The following is an 18,172-nucleotide window of genomic DNA, read 5'->3' as shown; positions in this document are numbered from 1 at the left end:
CTCCCATCTGTCCCGCGCGACGCCCGAACAGAACAAACAGCCCCCGGCAGGGGCTGTTTGTTCTGACTAGCGAATACCGGATTGCCGTTCGGGTCAACCGTCCGAACGAATTTCCCCGGTCACGGCCATGTCACGCTGCCGAAGGTTGCCGTTCCCAGCGTGCCGTCCTGGTTGGCGGTTGCGAACAGGCCGGCCGTGTACGGACTTGTCAGCGCCCCGTTGAAATACTCCTCGCCCCGCTGCGTCCAAGCCGCGCCGTCGGAAGACGTATAGGCGCGCAGAATCGTATTCGAGCCGGAGGTGACCTTCTCGACCTTCAGCCATACGGGAAGCGATATCGCGCCCGACGCATCCAGCGACGTCCAAGTGCTGTTCCGGTACTGCACCCTGAACTGCCCGTCCTTCGTAACGCCGACGCCGTAGTAGTTGGCGTTCGCCGCCGTGCCCTGGCGAATCATGACCCCGGCCATGGCGCCGTTGTTCGTCGCCGTGAAGCCGTTCAGCTTGGCGACGATCGCTTGGTCGTCGGTCAGGTTGTTTTCATAGACGTACCGGAAGCTGTCCGCATTGCCCCACAGCTGCGCGCCCGAGCCTTGCACGACGAGATTGCTTCCGTTTGCGGTCGTCGTGCCCGCGGTGGCGGTCGTAATATCGGCGCTTTGATAAGGAGCCGGCGTCGTGCCGCCGGCCGGAATCAGCGGCAGCATCGAGGCGGCGTTCTTCGCCAAATCGACGATGACGTATTCATTGGACGTATTCCAGGAATCCGTATACCGGTACGCGGGCGGATAGCTGGTATACGCCGGGTAGATTTCGCCTTTCGCGGCCGTGTTATGCGCATTGTCGAAGTAATACGGATAGCCGGCGCTTTGCAGGTCGGCGTTCGGCAGTCCGGGCGCAATCTCCGCCCACCCGCCGTTGTGGTTGGCGTATTGGACATATTGATATTCGCCGATTTCATTGACGATCCAGCGCGGCGAACGCTGCGGATCGCCGAGGCCGCTGATGAACGACCGGCTCACCGGGTTCGTGCCGAGCTCGTAGTTCCAAGTCGACTGAATGCGCGTCAGATAAGCGGCGTTATGCGTCACGCCGTACCCGGCGACGATCGGAAACATCGCCGAGCTCGCGAAGCGCCAGCCGATCGCGTTCGGGAAGCCCTCGTCCTGCATCGACGCGCCGAACGGCGTCTGATGGTTCATTTCGGAATCGGCGAAATTAACGATGCCGTTGTACGCCCAGGCGCGAAGCGTCGAAGACAGCAGCGGATTCTCGTACATGGAGACGAATGTCGGAACCCACGGCGAATCGACGACCCAGGACCAATGCTTGATCGAGTTATAGTCAGACGGATTGGTCGGCATCTCGCTCGTGAACCACGGCGTATACTCCGCCGTATTGCCCGTCGACTGCATCAGGTTGCTGGCCGCGAAGAGCATCTCGTTCGACCACGTATGCGGAGTGCCTTCCTTCGTCGCGTCGTAGTCGGTCGCCTCGTGCAGATAGTTCGGATCTTGATAGTGGGCTTTGAAGCCGTTGTATGCCCGCTTGGCCGCAGTCAGATAACCATCGACCTTGTCCGGGAAGTACTGCTTCATGATCGGCGTGTTGTACGCCATGGCCAGCGCCCCGGCGGCAAGCAGCGTCTCCGCCTTGTTCGGCCCCGCGGTCCGGTTGTAGATGATCCGGTTCGCCGCGCCCTGCGGCGGCTGCCCTTGCTCGAAGTTGCTTTGCGGCCGCAAATAATTCGGCAGCGTGCCGTCGGTCGAGGTGTTCATGACCGCCTTGGTCAGCCAGTCCAGCTCATACGCGAGCTCATCGAGGAAATCCGGCTTGCCGTTGCCGGATTCCGGCAGATTGAGCGACTCTCCGAGCGCCGCGATCTGATCGGGATAATAGCGGGCGGCCGTCAAGAGCGTGGCGCTCATGTAAGCGGAATTGTACGGATATTTGCCGCGGTCCCCCGCGTCCATATGGCCGCCTGCCAGATCGACCCGGGCAGCGGCCGCGTTGCCGCCGTTATCCGTATACTTCGCCTGGTCGATGGCGTCGTCCATATGCGCCGGCGGGCGGTTCCAATGCGTCACGTTCGGGTCATCGAGGCCGTGGTCGCCGTCGCGCTGCATCGTCATGCCCCGAATGATCGTATACCCGATGTTGTCCATGTACAGCGCGTCGTCGAGTTTGAACGAATAGGAGCTTCCGACCGTCGGAACGTAGAGATGATAGGTGCCCGGGGTCTTGAACGCGGTGAAATCCATCGCGTACACATTGCTTTGCGACCATCGGTCATTAGCAGTGGACAGGGCGATCGTCCCCGTATAGACCGTTTGTCCGCTCGCATCGTTCACGACCCTGAAGCTCGGAGCCGTGCTGAAATCGACGCTTCCCTGACCCGTCCACATCGAGACGTATGCGACCTTCGATCCGGTGGCCAGGTAGCCCACCTGATTGGAGTGAATCGCCAAATTCGGCTTCGTCACGTCGAAGGCGAACGCGAAAGGTCCGGCTGCCGCGACCGATGGCTGAATCGCCACCGAATAGCTTTTGCCCTCGGTCAATCGCGCGGTGGCCGGCACCTTCAGAAAGACGGAGTACGTCACCTGAATATTGCCGATATCGTCGGCGAGCGACGGGTTGTACGGCGCTTCGTCCTGGAAATACCGATAGTTGACGAGCGTCGGCTTGACGCCCGAAGCATAATTCGGATCGTTGCTGCTTGTGATCGTATAGTTGTTCGCGTTCGTCACGTTGGCATCGTTGTATTTGGTGCCGACAAGGTCGATTTCCACCCAATCCGAATTGATCACGCCGGCATGCGACGTCTTGGGAACCGCCGGTACCGGCGCCGCCTCCTTCAACGTTCCCGCTTGGACGCCCCTCGCGGGCACCAATCCGATCACAAGCAGCAGCGCCGCGATGACGCAGAGGGCATTTCTCGTTTTCCGGTAACTCACGTTCATTTCGTTTTTCCTCCCATAGAGCAAATGAAATTCAAAGTCGCACGTTCCGGACCGATGACAAAAGCTTGCGCCCGCGCGCCGTTACATAAGCTCGCCTCCTCTCGGAAAAACAACGCCTCGTTTAAAAAGTCAGCTTCATCTCCACTCGGTCGAGGATGTCTTTCACGCGTCCGATCCGGAAGGCTTCCGGCGGCACTTCTCCAGATTCGAAACGCTTGTCCCGATTGAAATCGCCGAGATACAAATGCTTGAAAATCGCCTGCAGCTCCTCCAGCTCGAACAGCTTGACGGTCCGCTCCTCGTCATCGACGGACAGATGCAGGCGGGAGGCCGGACGCATCCGCAGCCGGACCTCGCCCGTGAACGGATGCCTGCCGGGCTCGTCGTCCAGCCAGTACAGCCCCTCGGCGGGCTCGCCGTCTTTCGTCGCCGCGATCCGGACATCGGACAGATAGTTCTTGTTGACGAACGGATTGTTCCGGATATAGACCGGGCTGGTCAGGGCCACGTTCCCGGCGAAATCGTAGCATTTGGCCACGACGAAGCTGTCTTCGTCCACCTGAATCTCCAGCTCGCGCCTGACCTGCGCGTCATCCGTCTCGAATTCGGCTGCGATCTTGCCATTGACGATCACTTGGATCAGGGATATCGCGGCCTCGTGGCATCGGTACGCTTCGATCGCCGCCTTGAACGTCTCCCCGCTGCGATGCGCCAATACGGCGCCCGGCAGCTCGCCGTTCACGGTCAGGACCAGCAGCGGACCGGAGCTGACGATGTTGCGCCCCCGCTGCATCGCGGTTCCCAGCGCTTCCGTGCTGAATTCTTCCAGGTACGCGTAGGTCTTGTACTCCAGAAACGTCTGCTTCGGCACGCCGTCGAAGGACGCGTCCGACTCGGCCGTCGCGGGAAGAAAGTGGCCGCAGCGCAGCGCCTCGAACCATACTTCCTGATACTGGGGCTTGTCGCGGCCGTACCCCATGACGACCATGCCGTCGATCGCCCCCGCCAAGCTGTCGAAGGCCAGGGTAGAGGCGATGTTGGTGATCAGGACGTCGTTCGGTCCCCGCCACCAGCTCGTCGGATGCGCGGCGAACGCATAGGAATACGGTCCCTTCTCGGCGAGCACCGCCTCGTATGGGTACGCGATCTCGTAGGCCGGCTCGTCGCCCTCGCGGTTGCTGCCGTTCCAAGGATCCCACGCCTCGTCGTAATAGCGGCTGAACGGAGGCTTTTGGACAAAATTAAGCATGCAGATATGGCCGTATCTGACTTTGACGAGCTCGTTGCCGATATCGACGATGAAGTCGTCCCGGCGGAGCTCCCGCAGCTCGGCCGCGAATCGCTCGCGGTAAGGAGCGTCGCTCTTATAATCGTTGTTCAAATATTCCAGATGGGTCGCGTGATCGTAAGGCGAACCGGCGTAGAACAGGTGGAAGCCCTCCGCCATCATGACCGTGGACGCCCAGTCGAGATTGCCCGTGCCGCGATGATCGTTCCGGGATACGTGGGAATGCGCGTCGAACGCGTAAAGCCCCAGCTTGACCGCATCCGCGAGCGGCCTGAGCCGCGCTATGATCTCGACGCTCTCCCGATCGAGGACGATAGTCTCGCGATACGGCTCGTACAGCTTGCCCTTGAAGATCTCGATCCGGTATTCCCCGCTGCCCGCCTCGCAGTCGAACTCGCCCCTGCAGTAGAACGCTTCTCCCGGCTTCGCCGGATTGCCGTCCGCGGCCGAACGGTCTAGCTTATGAATGACGATCTTGCAGGGCGTCGGCGCGCCGCCGGCTTCGTCGTACGCTTTAATCCTGATTTCCATCGTGTTCTCTCCTCGATTATGCGTGCTTGGGCTGAATGGCTTATTTGATCGCGTGCAGGGACGGGATCCGCAGCTGCGGATAATAGATCCCTTTCCGCGGCTTGAAGTCGACCGCGGCGACGCCGGTCAGCTCGAAGTTGAAGCTGCCGATCGGGAACGACCGGATGCCGAGCAGGAAATTCAGCAGCGTGCCGAGCGAGCCGCCGTGCGCGAACACGGCAATCGACAGGTCCCGGGCATGCTCGTCCGGCACGAAGCCGCCCATCCGGCTGTGAATGCCCAGACGGTCCAGTTCCTTGAGAAAGGGCGGGATGATTCTCGCTTTCATCTCGAAATGGCCTTCGCCCATATGCGTTTTCCAGCTTTCCTCGGCGTAGACGTCTTCGGCCTGCAGCTGCATTTGCTCGTACTCCGTGCTCGGGAGGCTCGCCAGCTCCGGATTGGGCAGCCATTCATGCAGGAAATGCAGCACCTCGATGTCCGTGTCCCTGCCGGCCATGACGATCTCGGCGGTCTGCAGCGCCCTGCCGTACGGGGACGCGAACGCGACGTCGAAATGCTCGTCTTTCAAGGCGCGCGCCGTCGCTTCCGCCTGCGGAACGCCCCTGTCTTCGGAGAGGCAGCCCTGAACCGGCCCGTCCGGGGTTACGAACGGATCGCCGCTCATTTCGCCGTGTCTGATAAAGGTGATTTTCATCGTGGATGACCTCGCGATCTGAAGTAGTCTACACAAAACCGGCGGATAAGTCGTGTGGACTTCCCCGCCGGCATCGTGTTACGCGTTGCTTATTTGCCCAACTTTTGCAGGTTTTTCTTGTAGTTCTCGGTAACGGCCGCTTCGACCTTCGCCGCGCCTGCATCATCCAGCGACTTGACGAATTTGAGCCATTCCTCGTGCGAAGCTTCCGGCGTGCTGGCCAGTACGGCTTTGTACACGGCGTCGTTGAATTTGCTGTCGATCGTGCTGTACATCATCGTAATATCCTGCGGCAGGCCGGTCTCGATGCCGACGAACGGCGCGCTGTCGAAGAAGTACGGACCAAGGGCGTCATCGCGCTGCGCGAAATCGACGCGGCCCGTCACTTTCGGATCGTCCTTCAGGATCATGTACGTGTTCCATTGGGACTTCGAGACATCCGTGGACACGAAGCCTTTGTAGATGCCGATCCCGGTTTCTTTCGTAAAGCTTTGGTCGGGCTCGCCGTTCTTCCAACGGGTCAGGAATTCAGGCTTCAGCGTAGGCACGCCGTCCTTCATTTCCCATTGGGAGCCTTCCGGTCCGTTCAGCGCCATGAAGTTGCCTTCCGGCGACGCGAAGAAGTCGAGCAGCTTGATCGCCGCTTCCGCAGCCTTGTCCTTGGCTTTGTCCGTTACGACCGTGTAGTTGCCGCCTACGCTGCTGACGTTGACGAGCTGCGGCGTGCCGCCGTTCGGCAGCTTGACGGGGAAGTTGATGAAGTACATGTTGTCCGCGCCCGGCAGACCGGCCGTCTTGTACTCGCCCCATGCGTCGGCCACCATGTTCCAGGCGCCGATCGTCGTCGCCACTCGGCCCGTGTTGACCTTTTCCTTCTGCCAAGCGTCCGGCGCGGCAACGAAGGAATCCGGATCAAGCAGCCCTTCGCGGTAAACCTTGTTGTAAAATTGAATCGCCGTTTCCGCCCAAGGCTCTCTGAACCAGTATTGCACGTTTCCGTCCTTGACGGTCCATTTGGCCGTTCCGGAGCCGCCCATGGCTTCGAGCCCTTGCAGCATGTTGTTCCACGTCCGCTTGAACGTGCCGATCGGCCATACGCTCTCGCCGTTCGCGTTTTTGCTCAGCTTCGGATCGTTTTTGATTTTTTTCAAGATTTCATACACGTCGTCGGTCGTCTCGATCTTCGGAGAGCCGAGCGCCTCGTAGATATCCTTGCGGATTTGGAAGCCGAAGCCGTAACCCGCCGGATTGCTGCCTGCCGGAATATTGCCGTATTGCGTCGTCAAGTGGTACAGGTGGCTGTCGTCCGTCTTCAGGAAGTTAAGCGTGTTTTCGCCATACGCTTGCTTGATATTGGGAGCGCTCGATTCGATCATCGGCGCGAGGTCCAGCAGTCGGTTGTCGTCGAGCATCTTTTGATAGACTTCGGGTTGAAGGTTCGTGATGATGTCGGGATAATCGCCCGATGCGAGCTTCAGGCCCATTGCCTGAGCACCGTCGCCGGAAATGATTTCCCACTTCAGCTTGATGTTGAGCTTGTCCAGCAAATACTTGGCGATCGGGTTCTCGTCGTACACCGGATCGCCCGTACCGAAGCTCGGAGATCCGCCGGCCGCGTTCAGCACCGTCAATTCCACCGGAGGCTCTTTCTCTTCCGTTGCCGGTGCTGCATTGGCGTCGGCGTCGGCGGAGGGCGTGTTAGCAGCGGTGTTGCCCGCAGCGTCGTTCCCGTTGGCAGCCGTCGCGTTGTTCCCGTTTCCGTTAGACGACGTGCCGCAGCCTGCAAAAACGGAGGCAAGCATGAGCACGGTCAGCAACGTGCCTGCCCTTTTGGTCCAAAGTCTCATTTCTCCCATTTCCCTTCAAAATAGATAGTTATATTCTGAAATCCCAACCCCGCGCGAGGCCCGGTCGTCACCGGAACCGTTCGCGGCATTGAAATGTTCATTCCTTGACGGCGCCAAGCGTCATGCCGCTGACGAAGTACTTCTGCAGAAACGGATAGATGCACAGCACCGGGACGGTCGTGACGACGATCGTCGCCATCTTGATGACCTCGGAGGTCGGCTTGTCGTCGCCCCTCATCGATTCCATCAGCGAGCTGTAGTTCGAGGTCATGCTCGAAGCCTGGGATTCCTGCAAAATTTTGACCAGAATGCCCTGCAGCGTCGCCAGCTTCCCGTCGTTCCTCGTATAGAAGTAGGTATCGTGCCAGGAAGTCCAATGCCCGACGGCATACATCAGGGCGACCGTTGCCATGACCGGCGCGGACATCGGGATGACGATCCGCATCAGTATGCGCATCTCGGACGCGCCGTCCATTCGGGCCGACTCCAGCAGCGCCTGGGGCAAATCCTCGAAAAACTGGCGCATGACCATGATCGGCATGGCGGCCACAAGCCCCGGAAGCAGGTACACGGCGAAATTATCGTACAGCCCCAGATCGCGGATCAGCAGAAATTCGGGAATGATGCCGCCGCTGAAATACATCGTGAACAGGTAGAGAAAGATGAACGTTCTTCTCAGCAGCAGCTGCCGATTGGCCAGGACGTAGGCGATCACCGCCGTGCTGGCGACGTTGAGAAGCGTCCCGAGGACGGTCCGCATGACGCTGATATAGGCGCTGTGCGACAGCAGCGGCTCCTTGAAGATCAGCTCGTAGGCGGATAACGAAAACTTTCTCGGCCACAGGTAGATGCCCTTCAGCATCGCATCCTGACCGTCGTTGAACGAGATGGCGAATATATTGATGAACGGATAGACAACCGTGAACGACAGCAGCAGCAGCAGGATGGCATTGACGACGTGAAACGCCTTTTCGCCTCTTGAAATCAGCATCTAATCACCTCGTTAAAATACGCCCATTTTGAATAGTTTGCGGGAAATGTTATTGGCAATGATGACCAGCACGAGGCTGACGAGACTCCGGAACAAGCCGGCCGCCGTCCCGTACGAATATTCGAGCTGCTGCAGCCCGTACCGGACGATGTACGTGTCGAGCACCTGCGAATGATCCATGTTGAGCGGGTTGCCCATGAAGAACTGTTGGTCGAGCCCGGCGTTCAGCACGTAGCCCAGACTGAGGATCAGCAGGATGACGATGGTCGGCCTAAGGCACGGCAGCGTGATATAGATGATCTGCTTCCACTTGTTCGCGCCGTCGATGATCGCCGACTCGTACAGCTGCCGGTCGATCGTCATGATGGCGGCGATATAGAGAATCGAGTTGTAGCCGACGTTTTTCCATACGTTCAGGAAGGTGATCATCGGCCAGTACAACGACTCGTCCCCGAGAAAGTTAATCGGCTTGTCGATGATATGGACGGCGATCAGAAAATCGTTGACCGATCCGCCATCGATGGAGAACAGGGTGAACGCCATCCCCGCGACGACGACCCATGAGATAAAATGCGGCAGGTAGGACACCGTCTGCACGAACTTTTTCATATAGACGAACCGGAGCTCGCAGACGAGAATCGCGAACGCGATCGAGGCGAGCGTCGTGAAGATCAGCGACAACACGCTGATGACGACCGTATTGCGCATGATGATCCAGAAATCCGCCGAGTCGAAGAAATAACGGAACCATTTGAACCCCGCCCAGGGGCTGCCGATAATCCCTTTGGCAAAGGAATAATCCTTAAAGGCAATCAGGTTGCCGTACATCGGATAGTACTTGAACAAGAGCAGATGGGCCAGGAAGGGAATCAGCATGAGCAGCAGCACCTTTTGCTTCCGCATCTTCCCGAGCAGGCTGTGTATACCGGTCAATTGGACAACTTCCTTTCACCTGTTTCTACTTAAAAGTGTAAGCCCGGCGGCAGGCCCGTTCAATTCAAATATCCATCGATCGGCTATCGAATGCATGGCATTCGCCGCCGGCCGGATGCGATGGATATAAACATTTTCGATAGATATCGGAGAAAAAAATAAACGCCGGACGAGCCTTCGCGGCTCAACCGGCGTTTCGGATTATAATTTCTATTTCCGTGCCGGGCGACCGGCGGGCGGCATGGATCGTGATCATGTCCCCGTACAAATATTTCAGCCGCGCGACCGTATTCGTGATCCCGTAGCTGGCGCTGCTCGTCACCGCATCGGTCCCGTTCAGGCCGGCGATCAGCCGGACGAAGCCTTCCTCGATCCCGAGGCCGTCGTCGGTGATCCGGATCCGCGTTCCTCCCTGCCCGATCGGCGCGATCTCGATCGCGATATGCAGATTTCGGTCCTGCGAGAGGCCGTGCACGATGCTGTTCTCGACGAACGGCTGCAGCGTCATCTTGCACACCTGCATGTCGGCGGTGTCCGCGTCCAGCGCTATGGACAGCCGGATGCGGCCGCCGTAGCTTAGATTTTGCAGCTCCACGTAGCTTCTGACCAGCTTGATCTCGTCCTGGATGCCGATGATTTCGTTGCCTTTGCTGAGCGCGATCTTGTAGAAATCGCTCAGGTGGTCGATGATATGAATCATTTGCCGCTGCTTGTCCTTGAAGGCGATCCAGCGAATGGCCGACAGCTGATTGTACAGAAAGTGCGGGTTCATCTGCATTTGCAAATATTTGATTTCGCTCTCTTCCTTCAGCTTCTGTACCTTCAGGATGTCGCTGTTCAATGTATCGATGTTTCGGGCCATCGCGTAGAGCGCCTGATCCAGCAAATAAAACTCGCTCACCTTGCTGATCGTCGGCTGAATCTTCAAGTTGCCATTGTCGATCTCTTTGATCTTGGCCACCAGCTTGTCGACCTGCCGGGCGAAGCCCTTCGCGAACAGGAACGCCAGAAACATCGAGACGAGAATGAGCAGGCCGGTAAAGAAAATGATGTAGTAGGTGATGTTCCGTTTTTCCTTCTCGATCTCGTTCGAATCGTAGAGGACGGTCATCGTCCAGCTTCCGCTCACCTTCTCGCCGAACGAATAGTAGCGGGCATGGTCGAATACGAGCTTGCCGGACTGCGCGCCCGCATGGATGAAGCCGTTTACCGGCGCGGCGACTTCCCGGCCGACCGATTCCCGGTCGTTGGAGCTGATGACCTGTTCCCGTTCGTCCGTAAGAAATAAATAATTGCCGGCGATGCCCGACTTGTACAGATTGTAAAAGCTCGATTCGTCCAGCTCGATGACCAGCACTCCCCCGGGCGCATACACGTTCAAGTATTTCATCAGCACGATCTTGTACGAGCCGCTCGCCTCGTCGCGATAGCCGGCCCAGACGTTCGCTCCCCGCGCCGCGACCGCCCGCTGCAGCAGGTCGGCTCTTCCGAATTGGCTCTGATTGCGGATTTCCTTGCCGTTGCTGACGAGGCCGGAATCCATCTTGTAGATGCTGATGCTGCCGATCTCCCTGTTATTGCTCATGATGCTCTGCAGATTGCCGGTAATCGAGTTGAACCGCTCGAACACGTCGTAATCGATTTCCCGGTTATGATAGCCTTCCAGGAACATTTCCAAAGCCGTATTCGCATAAATATTGGCGGCGATCGTCTCGCAGTTGTCGACCAAGGACTGGACGCTGCTCTTCAGCTGGGCCGTCGTATTCCGGATAAAATCGTCGTTCTGCTTGGCGATCGCCGTATTGAGCCGGTAATAAATCACGACGCTGATCGTCACCGAGCTGAGGAGCACGATCGCGATCGAGAAAGCGAATACGACATAAAAAAACTTCACTTTATATGCGGTATTCATGGTTGAGGCTCCCTTACCCCCGGGCTCGCCCGTCGGGCTCACGCCCCGCTTACCTGGGTCGTATGCTTGCTGCGGTATTCGCCCGGCGTCATATGGACGCTGTTCTTGAAGACCAGGTTAAAGTACGTGCCGTTCTCGTAGCCGACCATCACGCCGATCTCTTGAATCTTGCGGCGGCTGTGCACGAGCAGCTCCTTGGCCTTGTCCATGCGCAGCTGGGTCAAATAATCCTGGATGCTGATCCCCATCTTTTCCTTGAACAGAATGCGCAAATAATTGGCGCTCAGGAAGACCCGTTCGGAGAGGTAGGAGAGCGTGATCGGACGGCAGAAATCGGCGTGGACGATCGTCAGGATTTCCTGGACGATATAATCTTCCTTGCTCAGCTTCTTGCGCTCCCGGTGCGAGGCGATCCGTTGAATCGTCTGGCGGACGGCCGCGGCAACGTCCGGCAGCGTCCTGGCCGCGAGGATCCGCTGGAAGAGCTCCGTCTCCTCCCCCACGATCGTCTCGGCGTGCTCTCCCTTGCTCTCGAGTTCCTTGAACAGCTGGCTGATCAAGCCGATCGCAACGCTCTGAATGCGTCCCAGCTTCTCGTTCGATACGAAGGTCAGCAGCTTTTCGATGCCCTCTTCGTCCTGCTGCCCTTCGCATGCCGCCGACACGATCTCGCGCGTCAGCTTCTTGGTCCGCTCATGGTCCGCGTCGGCACGCCCGGCCGTTTCCTGCGCCGGCGAGAACGCGATCACCCGGCCGTAGCCGAAGCCGACTTTGCCGAAGAGCGTGGCGCTGCACTGCTTGTACAGCTCGCCGAGATCCGTGAGATTGGGCGCTTCCCCGCTCAGGCCGATGACGTAACGGCAGCCATAGGCTTCCGTCTGCGCGGCCGCACCGCTCTCGAGCATCCGCAGGATGCGCTGCTCTCGCTCGGGGTCGTCCTTCAACGAATGGAGCACGGCGGCGATCCGGCTGTCGCCGTCTTTGATGATAAAGGCTTCCTCCGGGCCGACCGTCCTGCGCAATTCCGACAGGATGCCGTTCAGGCGACTGGACGTTTCGAATATATCGGCGTCCGCTGCGGCATCGATCTCCATCAGGGCCAGCTTGTAGGCGCCCGTCATTTGCAGCTTCAGATCGCCCACCTGCGCGTAGACCGTGCCCGCATCCTCCGGCTTGATCGCGCCATGCATCAGATCCTCGAGAAATTTGGTCTGCAGATGCCGCAGGTTGCTCTGGAACTGCTCCATCATCTTCCGGCTCGCCCGGCGCGACAGCTTCTCGTCCATGGACACCGCCGCGATCTTGCGCAGCGACGCGATCAGTTCTTCCTGTCGCAGCGGTTTGATCAGATAGCTGTAAGCCCGGAGCTCCAGCGCCTCCTTCAGCAGCTCCACGTCGTTATGGCCGCTCGAGAAGATGAATTTCGTGTTCGGACTGGTCTGGATGATCGCTTTGGCCATCTCTATACCATTCATCACGGGCATCATCACATCGCTCAGAATCATATCCGGCTGATGCTGCTTGGCTTTCTCCAGACCTTCCTTGCCGTTGCAGGCAGTATCGACGACCCGCACGCCCAGCACGTCCCAATCGACATAATGGAGCAGCGCATTGCGTTCGAAATCATTGTCTTCCACGATCAAAAGCGTATTCATTGCTCCCGCTTCCCCCCGCTAATCAGTATGATGTTGGACTTCCATTCTTCATCAAGAAACGACAGCGTCTCTTTCGTAGTTCTACACGGCTATTCGATCCCCTCCCCGGTGGTCGCGCTTACAGCGCGATTAACAATTACTTATCAAAAAGCGCAGCACCGGCCGCTGCGCGCTCGCGGGCATTTATCCGGCATATTATGGAAGCCATGATGCATGAAAGGAATAAGGAAAACGGCCCCGATCCCATGAGATTCGGGACCGAGGCCGCGTAGTGCAGCGATATTGCATTTTCTCCGATGGTATTGGTTGGAAACTATCGCTTGTGATCAGATCCCTTATCCAGCCCATCACGTATTAATTTGAAAATCCGTTGTATGAACCAGATCGTCTTGAAAATCGACGATCAATTTCGTTTGAATGCGAGGCTCCAATTCCTTTAGTTCATCTTCCAATTTAGTCCAATTTCCGTCCGTAATGCTCACGCTCGAGCCGGCATGAAAATGATGCTGCAAAAATTGCATTCTGTATGCCCCGGGCGGGTGCGTGAAATGGAGCCTTGAGCCTTCCAATAATTCGACGCGTCTGATTCTCTCGCGTTCGCGGTCGGGCATCGCGTTAATCATTCCCCTGTAGGCATCGAAAAAGCTCCCAGTATGACGATTCATAACGTAACGCTGCAGCGCAGTCGCAAACGTCCGCCAGCCGTACAACTTCTCCCCGACTCCGATAGCGGCATCGGTACCGCCGACTTCGGCGGCCTTGTAATCGGCTAAATACTCCCTTTTTTGCGATTCATAGAACTGCAAATAAATAAACAAATTAGCCAGCAACCAAGGTACGTACGACAGCAGTTTCAAAACATGCTTGGAAACGAAATACGCCAAGTTCCTTTCCGTAATACCTGAATCTTGCGGATCCAACAAATCGCTCCATTTCAACAAAGTGTTATACGCGGAAAGCGTAAAGAAGCCACTTAGGATGTCCCGGTTGACGCCATGCGCCATCTCATGCCCAACTAATGCTATTTTCTCCTCGCGACTCAAAATAGAGAATAGCGGAAGTCCCAACGTCACATATCTTTTCATTCGCCAGCCTGCCTGTTGGTAACTGGCGTTAAAACGATGATCGATAATTAGTCCATCGATTCTGGGCAGCTTCATGTAATCGCTAATCTCGTCGACCAGCCCATAAAGCGCACCGTATTTTTCTCTTGATAAGTGCACGCCGTCCAGCGATAGTTTCGGAAACCGAGGCGCCGAGAACCATACGGCAAGCGATGCTATTACGCCAATCAAAACATAAAAATAATAATGGCTATAAAAACCATTTATGATCAACATACAGCCGCTCACAGCCAAAGAGGCCGTTATTAAATGGATAAGCGACGCGAACAAAAATGCGATGAATTTGTTAGGCGTCAGCCTTGGTTTGAAGCTTTTCTCATTCATCATGTCAAGAAGCAGTTTCGTTCCAAGCTTTCGTCCGAGCTTATGATAGACTGCCGCGAATCGAGTATCCGCGGTCATCGACTCGAATGGTTCAAGGTTCCAACCGCATTCGCACCACGATCGAAAATTCGCATGACTTGGCACCCGATTGCCACATGCAGGACAGATCTCGAAAGATTCGCTTTTGTTGCCCGGAATTTCTTGTGTAAGCACGAACACGCTCTCCTCCGTCGGAAACAATTCAAGCTGATTATAATGCATTGCGCTATCGTTGCACAGACTTCTAGAATAATGAAAGATTCTACGAACGTTTCCAGGTATACGTAAGCGTTTCGACTCCCATCCCCATGAGCGCCCGATGCTCGAAGGTGAACACGTTGCCTTCCCTCTTGATCAACTTCAGCTTGTCCGTCGGGTAATCGAATTGGTTCTTCGGCCAGGTGTCGAGCAGCTCTTGTTCTTCCGCAGAGAGAAGCTCCTTGTAGAGCGGCACGGCCGTATCCTTGTTCATATCGACCAGCAGCAGCGTTGCGGCTGCGTATGGACGGACCATCGCGATTCCTTCATCGACGGAAGCGTACTCGATCGTGAAACTCTCATCCTCTCCCAGCAGGGACTGCATATCGTAGTCGAGTGCTGCATTACCGGCGTGATCCAGGAAAAGCGCTCTCGTCTTATTCAGCAATACGTGATAACCTTCCGTCGACTTCTGGATGCTCTGCGTATTGCCGAACCCATAGTATAATTCCTCCGTCTGGCGTACCAGCTTGCCGTTCTGAATGACGAGCGAATAATAGTCGGTGGCCAAGCTCGGCTCGCCATGGCTGTGCATGATCGTCAGCAGCACGCTTCCTTTCGCGTCCAGTTTCGTTTCCGATATGCCGTAGTATTGGTAAGCCCGCACGTTCGTCCAGCCGATCGTATGCGGCAGTTCGCTTCCTATTGCCGCGTAAGCGATGCCGTTGTCCCTTCGCACCCAATACCAGCCGGAGGAATCGCCTGTCACCATGCTGAGCGGCGCATAATCCACGCCAAGCTCCTTGCTCGGGTACAGCCGGATAGTTCCGCCCGCCCATGCGGAGATGGACTTGAGCGGGTAAAACCATTCCCCGTTATGCTTGATCGGCGCGGACGCCATCATGCGCGTTCCCGTGTTCGTATAGGCGTATTTGGATGCTTTCCCCCAGGACAGCTTATGGTTCGGACCCGTGACGGTCAAGACGCCTTGTCCGTCGATTGACCAGACGTAGTCGCTGTAAACCTGCGCCAGCTCTTTCAAGGACATATAGGTGATGCTGTTCTTAACCAGCAACTGATCGCCCGGTTTGCGAAGATCATACAAGCGCGCATTTGGATAGAGGGACATTTCTCCGACAGGGACAACCGCCTTGGCCGTGCCGACCGCCGCCGAAGCCGCATTTGCCGTTCCTTGCGTTTGCGCGATGACGCTCGTACTGAACAGGACCGTAAGCGCCACTGCCGCCAACCATTTGGAGTTTGTTTTCATTTCCGTTCCTCCCGATCAACTATTTTCCATTATTGTTGACGATTTGTTTTTCCGATTAGTTGCAGCTTCAGCCGCCCCCGGCCATAAAGAAAGAACCTCCCTCTCCACAAGCTTCGGCGGAAATGGAGGTTCTTGCGTTACATGATCGTTTCTCACAGCTCGTACAGCTCTGCCATCATTCGGATCTGATGCTGCAGCTCCGCGACCAAGGCCGGAGGCTCCAGCACCTGCACCAGGCTGCCGTAGCTCAGAATTTTCCCGATCGCGCGGTCCATCGAGGAGAAATGCGCGGTCAGCGACAAGGTCCCGTCGGCATTCGCCAGGAGCTGATCGAAGCCGAACTCGTCGCGAACCCGGGTTTTCGCCTCGGCTTGAAACCGCAGCACCGCCTGCACGCGTTTAAAATCGACCCGGCTCATGAATTGTTGTTCGACATCCTGCAAGGTATAGTCGCGCCTCGCGAAATGTTCCGGCAGGACCTTCAGTTCGCCGATGCGGGACAGGCGAAAGACGCGCAGATCCATTCGGGTCAGACAGTAGCCGTACATATACCAGACGTACCCTTTGAGAAAAAGGCCCATCGGTTCCAGCTTGCGCTCGGTTTCGGCGCCCTTATTGTCCAAGTACGCGAATGCAATGAGTTGACGGTCTCTGATCGCCTGCTGCAAGGGACCCATAAGCGCTTTATCGTTCGGCGCGGGCTTAAAATCAAGATCCACGTGACCCGATTCGCCCGCCTTGCCCGGCTCGGGCATTAACGCGCCGATGCGCTCGATCAATCGGTCGAGCTCGGCATGATCCGTCGCGGACCTGACTCCGCGCAAGGCCGAGCAGATCGACGAGAAATCCTCCAACGACAAGACCTGCTTTTCCAAGCGGTAACCCTGCATGATCTCGTATCCGCCGTCCGATCCGGCGAAAGACACAATAGGAATGCCGGCCTGATTGATGGTTTCCATGTCGCGATAGACCGTTCGCAGCGAAACCTCGAACCGCTTGGCGAGGTCAACGGCGCTGACGCGGGGTTGATTCAATAATGTCATCGTAATCGCAAGCAAGCGATCCAGTTTCATCGCACGATCCTCCGATCCGGAACGGGGAATGCGCGATTCCGTCCGTTCCCGGTTTACTTTCGAATGTCCGGCGCGTTAGCGGAATTTGCGGAAGAAGGCCCGGATATCGGGAATCAGCAGATCCGGCGCATCCATCGCCGCAAAATGGGTGCCGCGGTCAAATTCCGTCCATTGCACGATATTCGCGTTATCGCGTTCGGCAAAACGCTTGATCGATTTGAAATCATCGCCGAAGACGGCCACGCCCGTCGGCGTCGTATTCGGTCCCTGCGGCTCGCCATGGTTATGCGCATTCTCATAATACAAGCGCGCGGACGATTCCGCCGTATTCGTCAGCCAATACAGCGTGACATTGGTCAGGAAGGCGCCGCGGTCGATAAAATCCACATGGTCGCCGAAGCCGCAAAATAAGTCCGCGATCCAAGCAAGCTGCCCTGACGGCGAATCCGTAAGCCCATAGGAGAGCGTTTGCGGCCGCGTGGATTGGATGGAATTAAAGCCCGCGCGTTCTAGGAAGTTGGCCAGGAATTGCAGCTTCTGCCCGTCTTCCGCCGACAGGTCCGCCATCTCCGCCGGATCGCCGGAAGGGAAAGAAAACAACTGCAGCACATGGATGGCCCGAAGACCTTCCGGCTTCCGCATGCCGAGTTCCCTGGACACCAGCGCGCCGCAATCGCTGCCATGCGCGCCGTATTCCGTATAACCCAAACGTTTCATCAAGACATCCCAAGCGCCGGCGATGCGAGCGATATCCCAACCCGCCTCCAGCTCCGGACCTGAGAACCCGAATCCGGGCACGGAAGGAATGACGAGGTGGAAGGCTTGAGCCGGGTCGCCGCCGTAACGGCGCGGATCGCTGAGCGGACCGATCAGTTCCAGGAACTCGACGATCGAGCTGGGCCATCCATGGGTAAGCAGCAGCGGGAAGGCGTCAGGTTCAGGCGAACGCACATGCAGGAAATGAATGTCGGCGCCGTCGATCGTCGTCGCGAATTGCGGGTACTCGTTCAGGCGGGCTTCGAATGCGCGCCAATCGTATTCGTTCTGCCAATAGGCCGCCAATTCCTGCACATAGTCGAGCGAAACCCCGTATTTCCAGCCGGCTCCGTCCAATGCCTGCGGCCAGCGGGTCCGAGACAACCGCGACCGAAGATCATCGAGCTCGGCCTGCGGTACGGAGATGCGGAACGGACGAATGTCTGTGCTTGCCTCGGATGCGATCGGTTTTGCGTTTGTCATGGGAATTTCCTCCTTGGAATGGGTACGTTTGTGTTGCTTACATACCCAGAATAAACCATGCACCCTGACAGCATTATGTCAGGGTGCA

The 18,172-nt window shown here is 57.2% G+C and carries 12 protein-coding genes; all 12 read right to left on the bottom strand.

The window, feature by feature from the left end; translation table 11 throughout:
* Positions 1-119: 119 nt before the first annotated feature.
* Positions 120-2,963, bottom strand: coding sequence for a glycoside hydrolase family 9 protein (locus tag AC50YL_RS25525; protein ID WP_494835684.1), 2,844 nt, complete (start codon positions 2,961-2,963; stop codon positions 120-122).
* 121 nt (positions 2,964-3,084) lie between these two features.
* Complete coding sequence (locus AC50YL_RS25520; RefSeq protein WP_494835683.1) at positions 3,085-4,782, bottom strand: CehA/McbA family metallohydrolase; 1,698 nt, start codon at positions 4,780-4,782, stop codon at positions 3,085-3,087.
* A 40-nt stretch (positions 4,783-4,822) separates the two neighbouring features.
* Positions 4,823-5,479, bottom strand: coding sequence for a histidine phosphatase family protein (locus tag AC50YL_RS25515; protein WP_494835682.1), 657 nt, complete (start codon positions 5,477-5,479; stop codon positions 4,823-4,825).
* Between the two features lie 89 nt (positions 5,480-5,568).
* On the bottom strand, positions 5,569-7,326 hold the full coding sequence (locus AC50YL_RS25510) for a type 2 periplasmic-binding domain-containing protein (protein WP_494835680.1): 1,758 nt from the start codon (positions 7,324-7,326) through the stop codon (positions 5,569-5,571).
* Positions 7,327-7,423: 97 nt separating this feature from the next.
* Positions 7,424-8,317 (bottom strand): carbohydrate ABC transporter permease, encoded by an 894-nt coding sequence (locus tag AC50YL_RS25505; RefSeq protein WP_494835679.1) that lies wholly within the window; start codon positions 8,315-8,317, stop codon positions 7,424-7,426.
* Positions 8,318-8,329: 12 nt separating this feature from the next.
* The gene (locus AC50YL_RS25500; protein WP_494835678.1) at positions 8,330-9,250 is read right to left on the bottom strand and encodes an ABC transporter permease; all 921 of its coding nucleotides are present in this window, start codon (positions 9,248-9,250) and stop codon (positions 8,330-8,332) included.
* A gap of 184 nt (positions 9,251-9,434) precedes the next feature.
* Positions 9,435-11,162, bottom strand: coding sequence for a sensor histidine kinase (locus tag AC50YL_RS25495; RefSeq protein WP_494835677.1), 1,728 nt, complete (start codon positions 11,160-11,162; stop codon positions 9,435-9,437).
* A 38-nt stretch (positions 11,163-11,200) separates the two neighbouring features.
* Positions 11,201-12,817: a response regulator transcription factor gene (locus tag AC50YL_RS25490; protein ID WP_494835675.1), complete on the bottom strand. Its 1,617-nt coding sequence runs from the start codon at positions 12,815-12,817 to the stop codon at positions 11,201-11,203.
* Positions 12,818-13,164: 347 nt separating this feature from the next.
* Complete coding sequence (locus AC50YL_RS25485) at positions 13,165-14,478, bottom strand: M48 family metallopeptidase (protein WP_494835674.1); 1,314 nt, start codon at positions 14,476-14,478, stop codon at positions 13,165-13,167.
* Positions 14,479-14,566: 88 nt separating this feature from the next.
* Positions 14,567-15,772 carry a hypothetical protein gene (locus tag AC50YL_RS25480; RefSeq protein ID WP_494835673.1) on the bottom strand — a complete coding sequence of 402 codons (1,206 nt, stop codon included), beginning with the start codon at positions 15,770-15,772 and terminating at the stop codon, positions 14,567-14,569.
* Between the two features lie 152 nt (positions 15,773-15,924).
* Complete coding sequence (locus tag AC50YL_RS25475) at positions 15,925-16,845, bottom strand: helix-turn-helix transcriptional regulator (RefSeq protein ID WP_494835671.1); 921 nt, start codon at positions 16,843-16,845, stop codon at positions 15,925-15,927.
* A gap of 75 nt (positions 16,846-16,920) precedes the next feature.
* Positions 16,921-18,084 (bottom strand): epoxide hydrolase family protein, encoded by a 1,164-nt coding sequence (locus tag AC50YL_RS25470; protein WP_494835670.1) that lies wholly within the window; start codon positions 18,082-18,084, stop codon positions 16,921-16,923.
* Positions 18,085-18,172 lie beyond the last annotated feature (88 nt).

This window comes from Paenibacillus sp. J22P277 (assembly GCF_059383675.1).
Note: the sequence above shows the minus strand (reverse complement) of the source record. Positions and strands in the feature narration are given on the sequence as shown.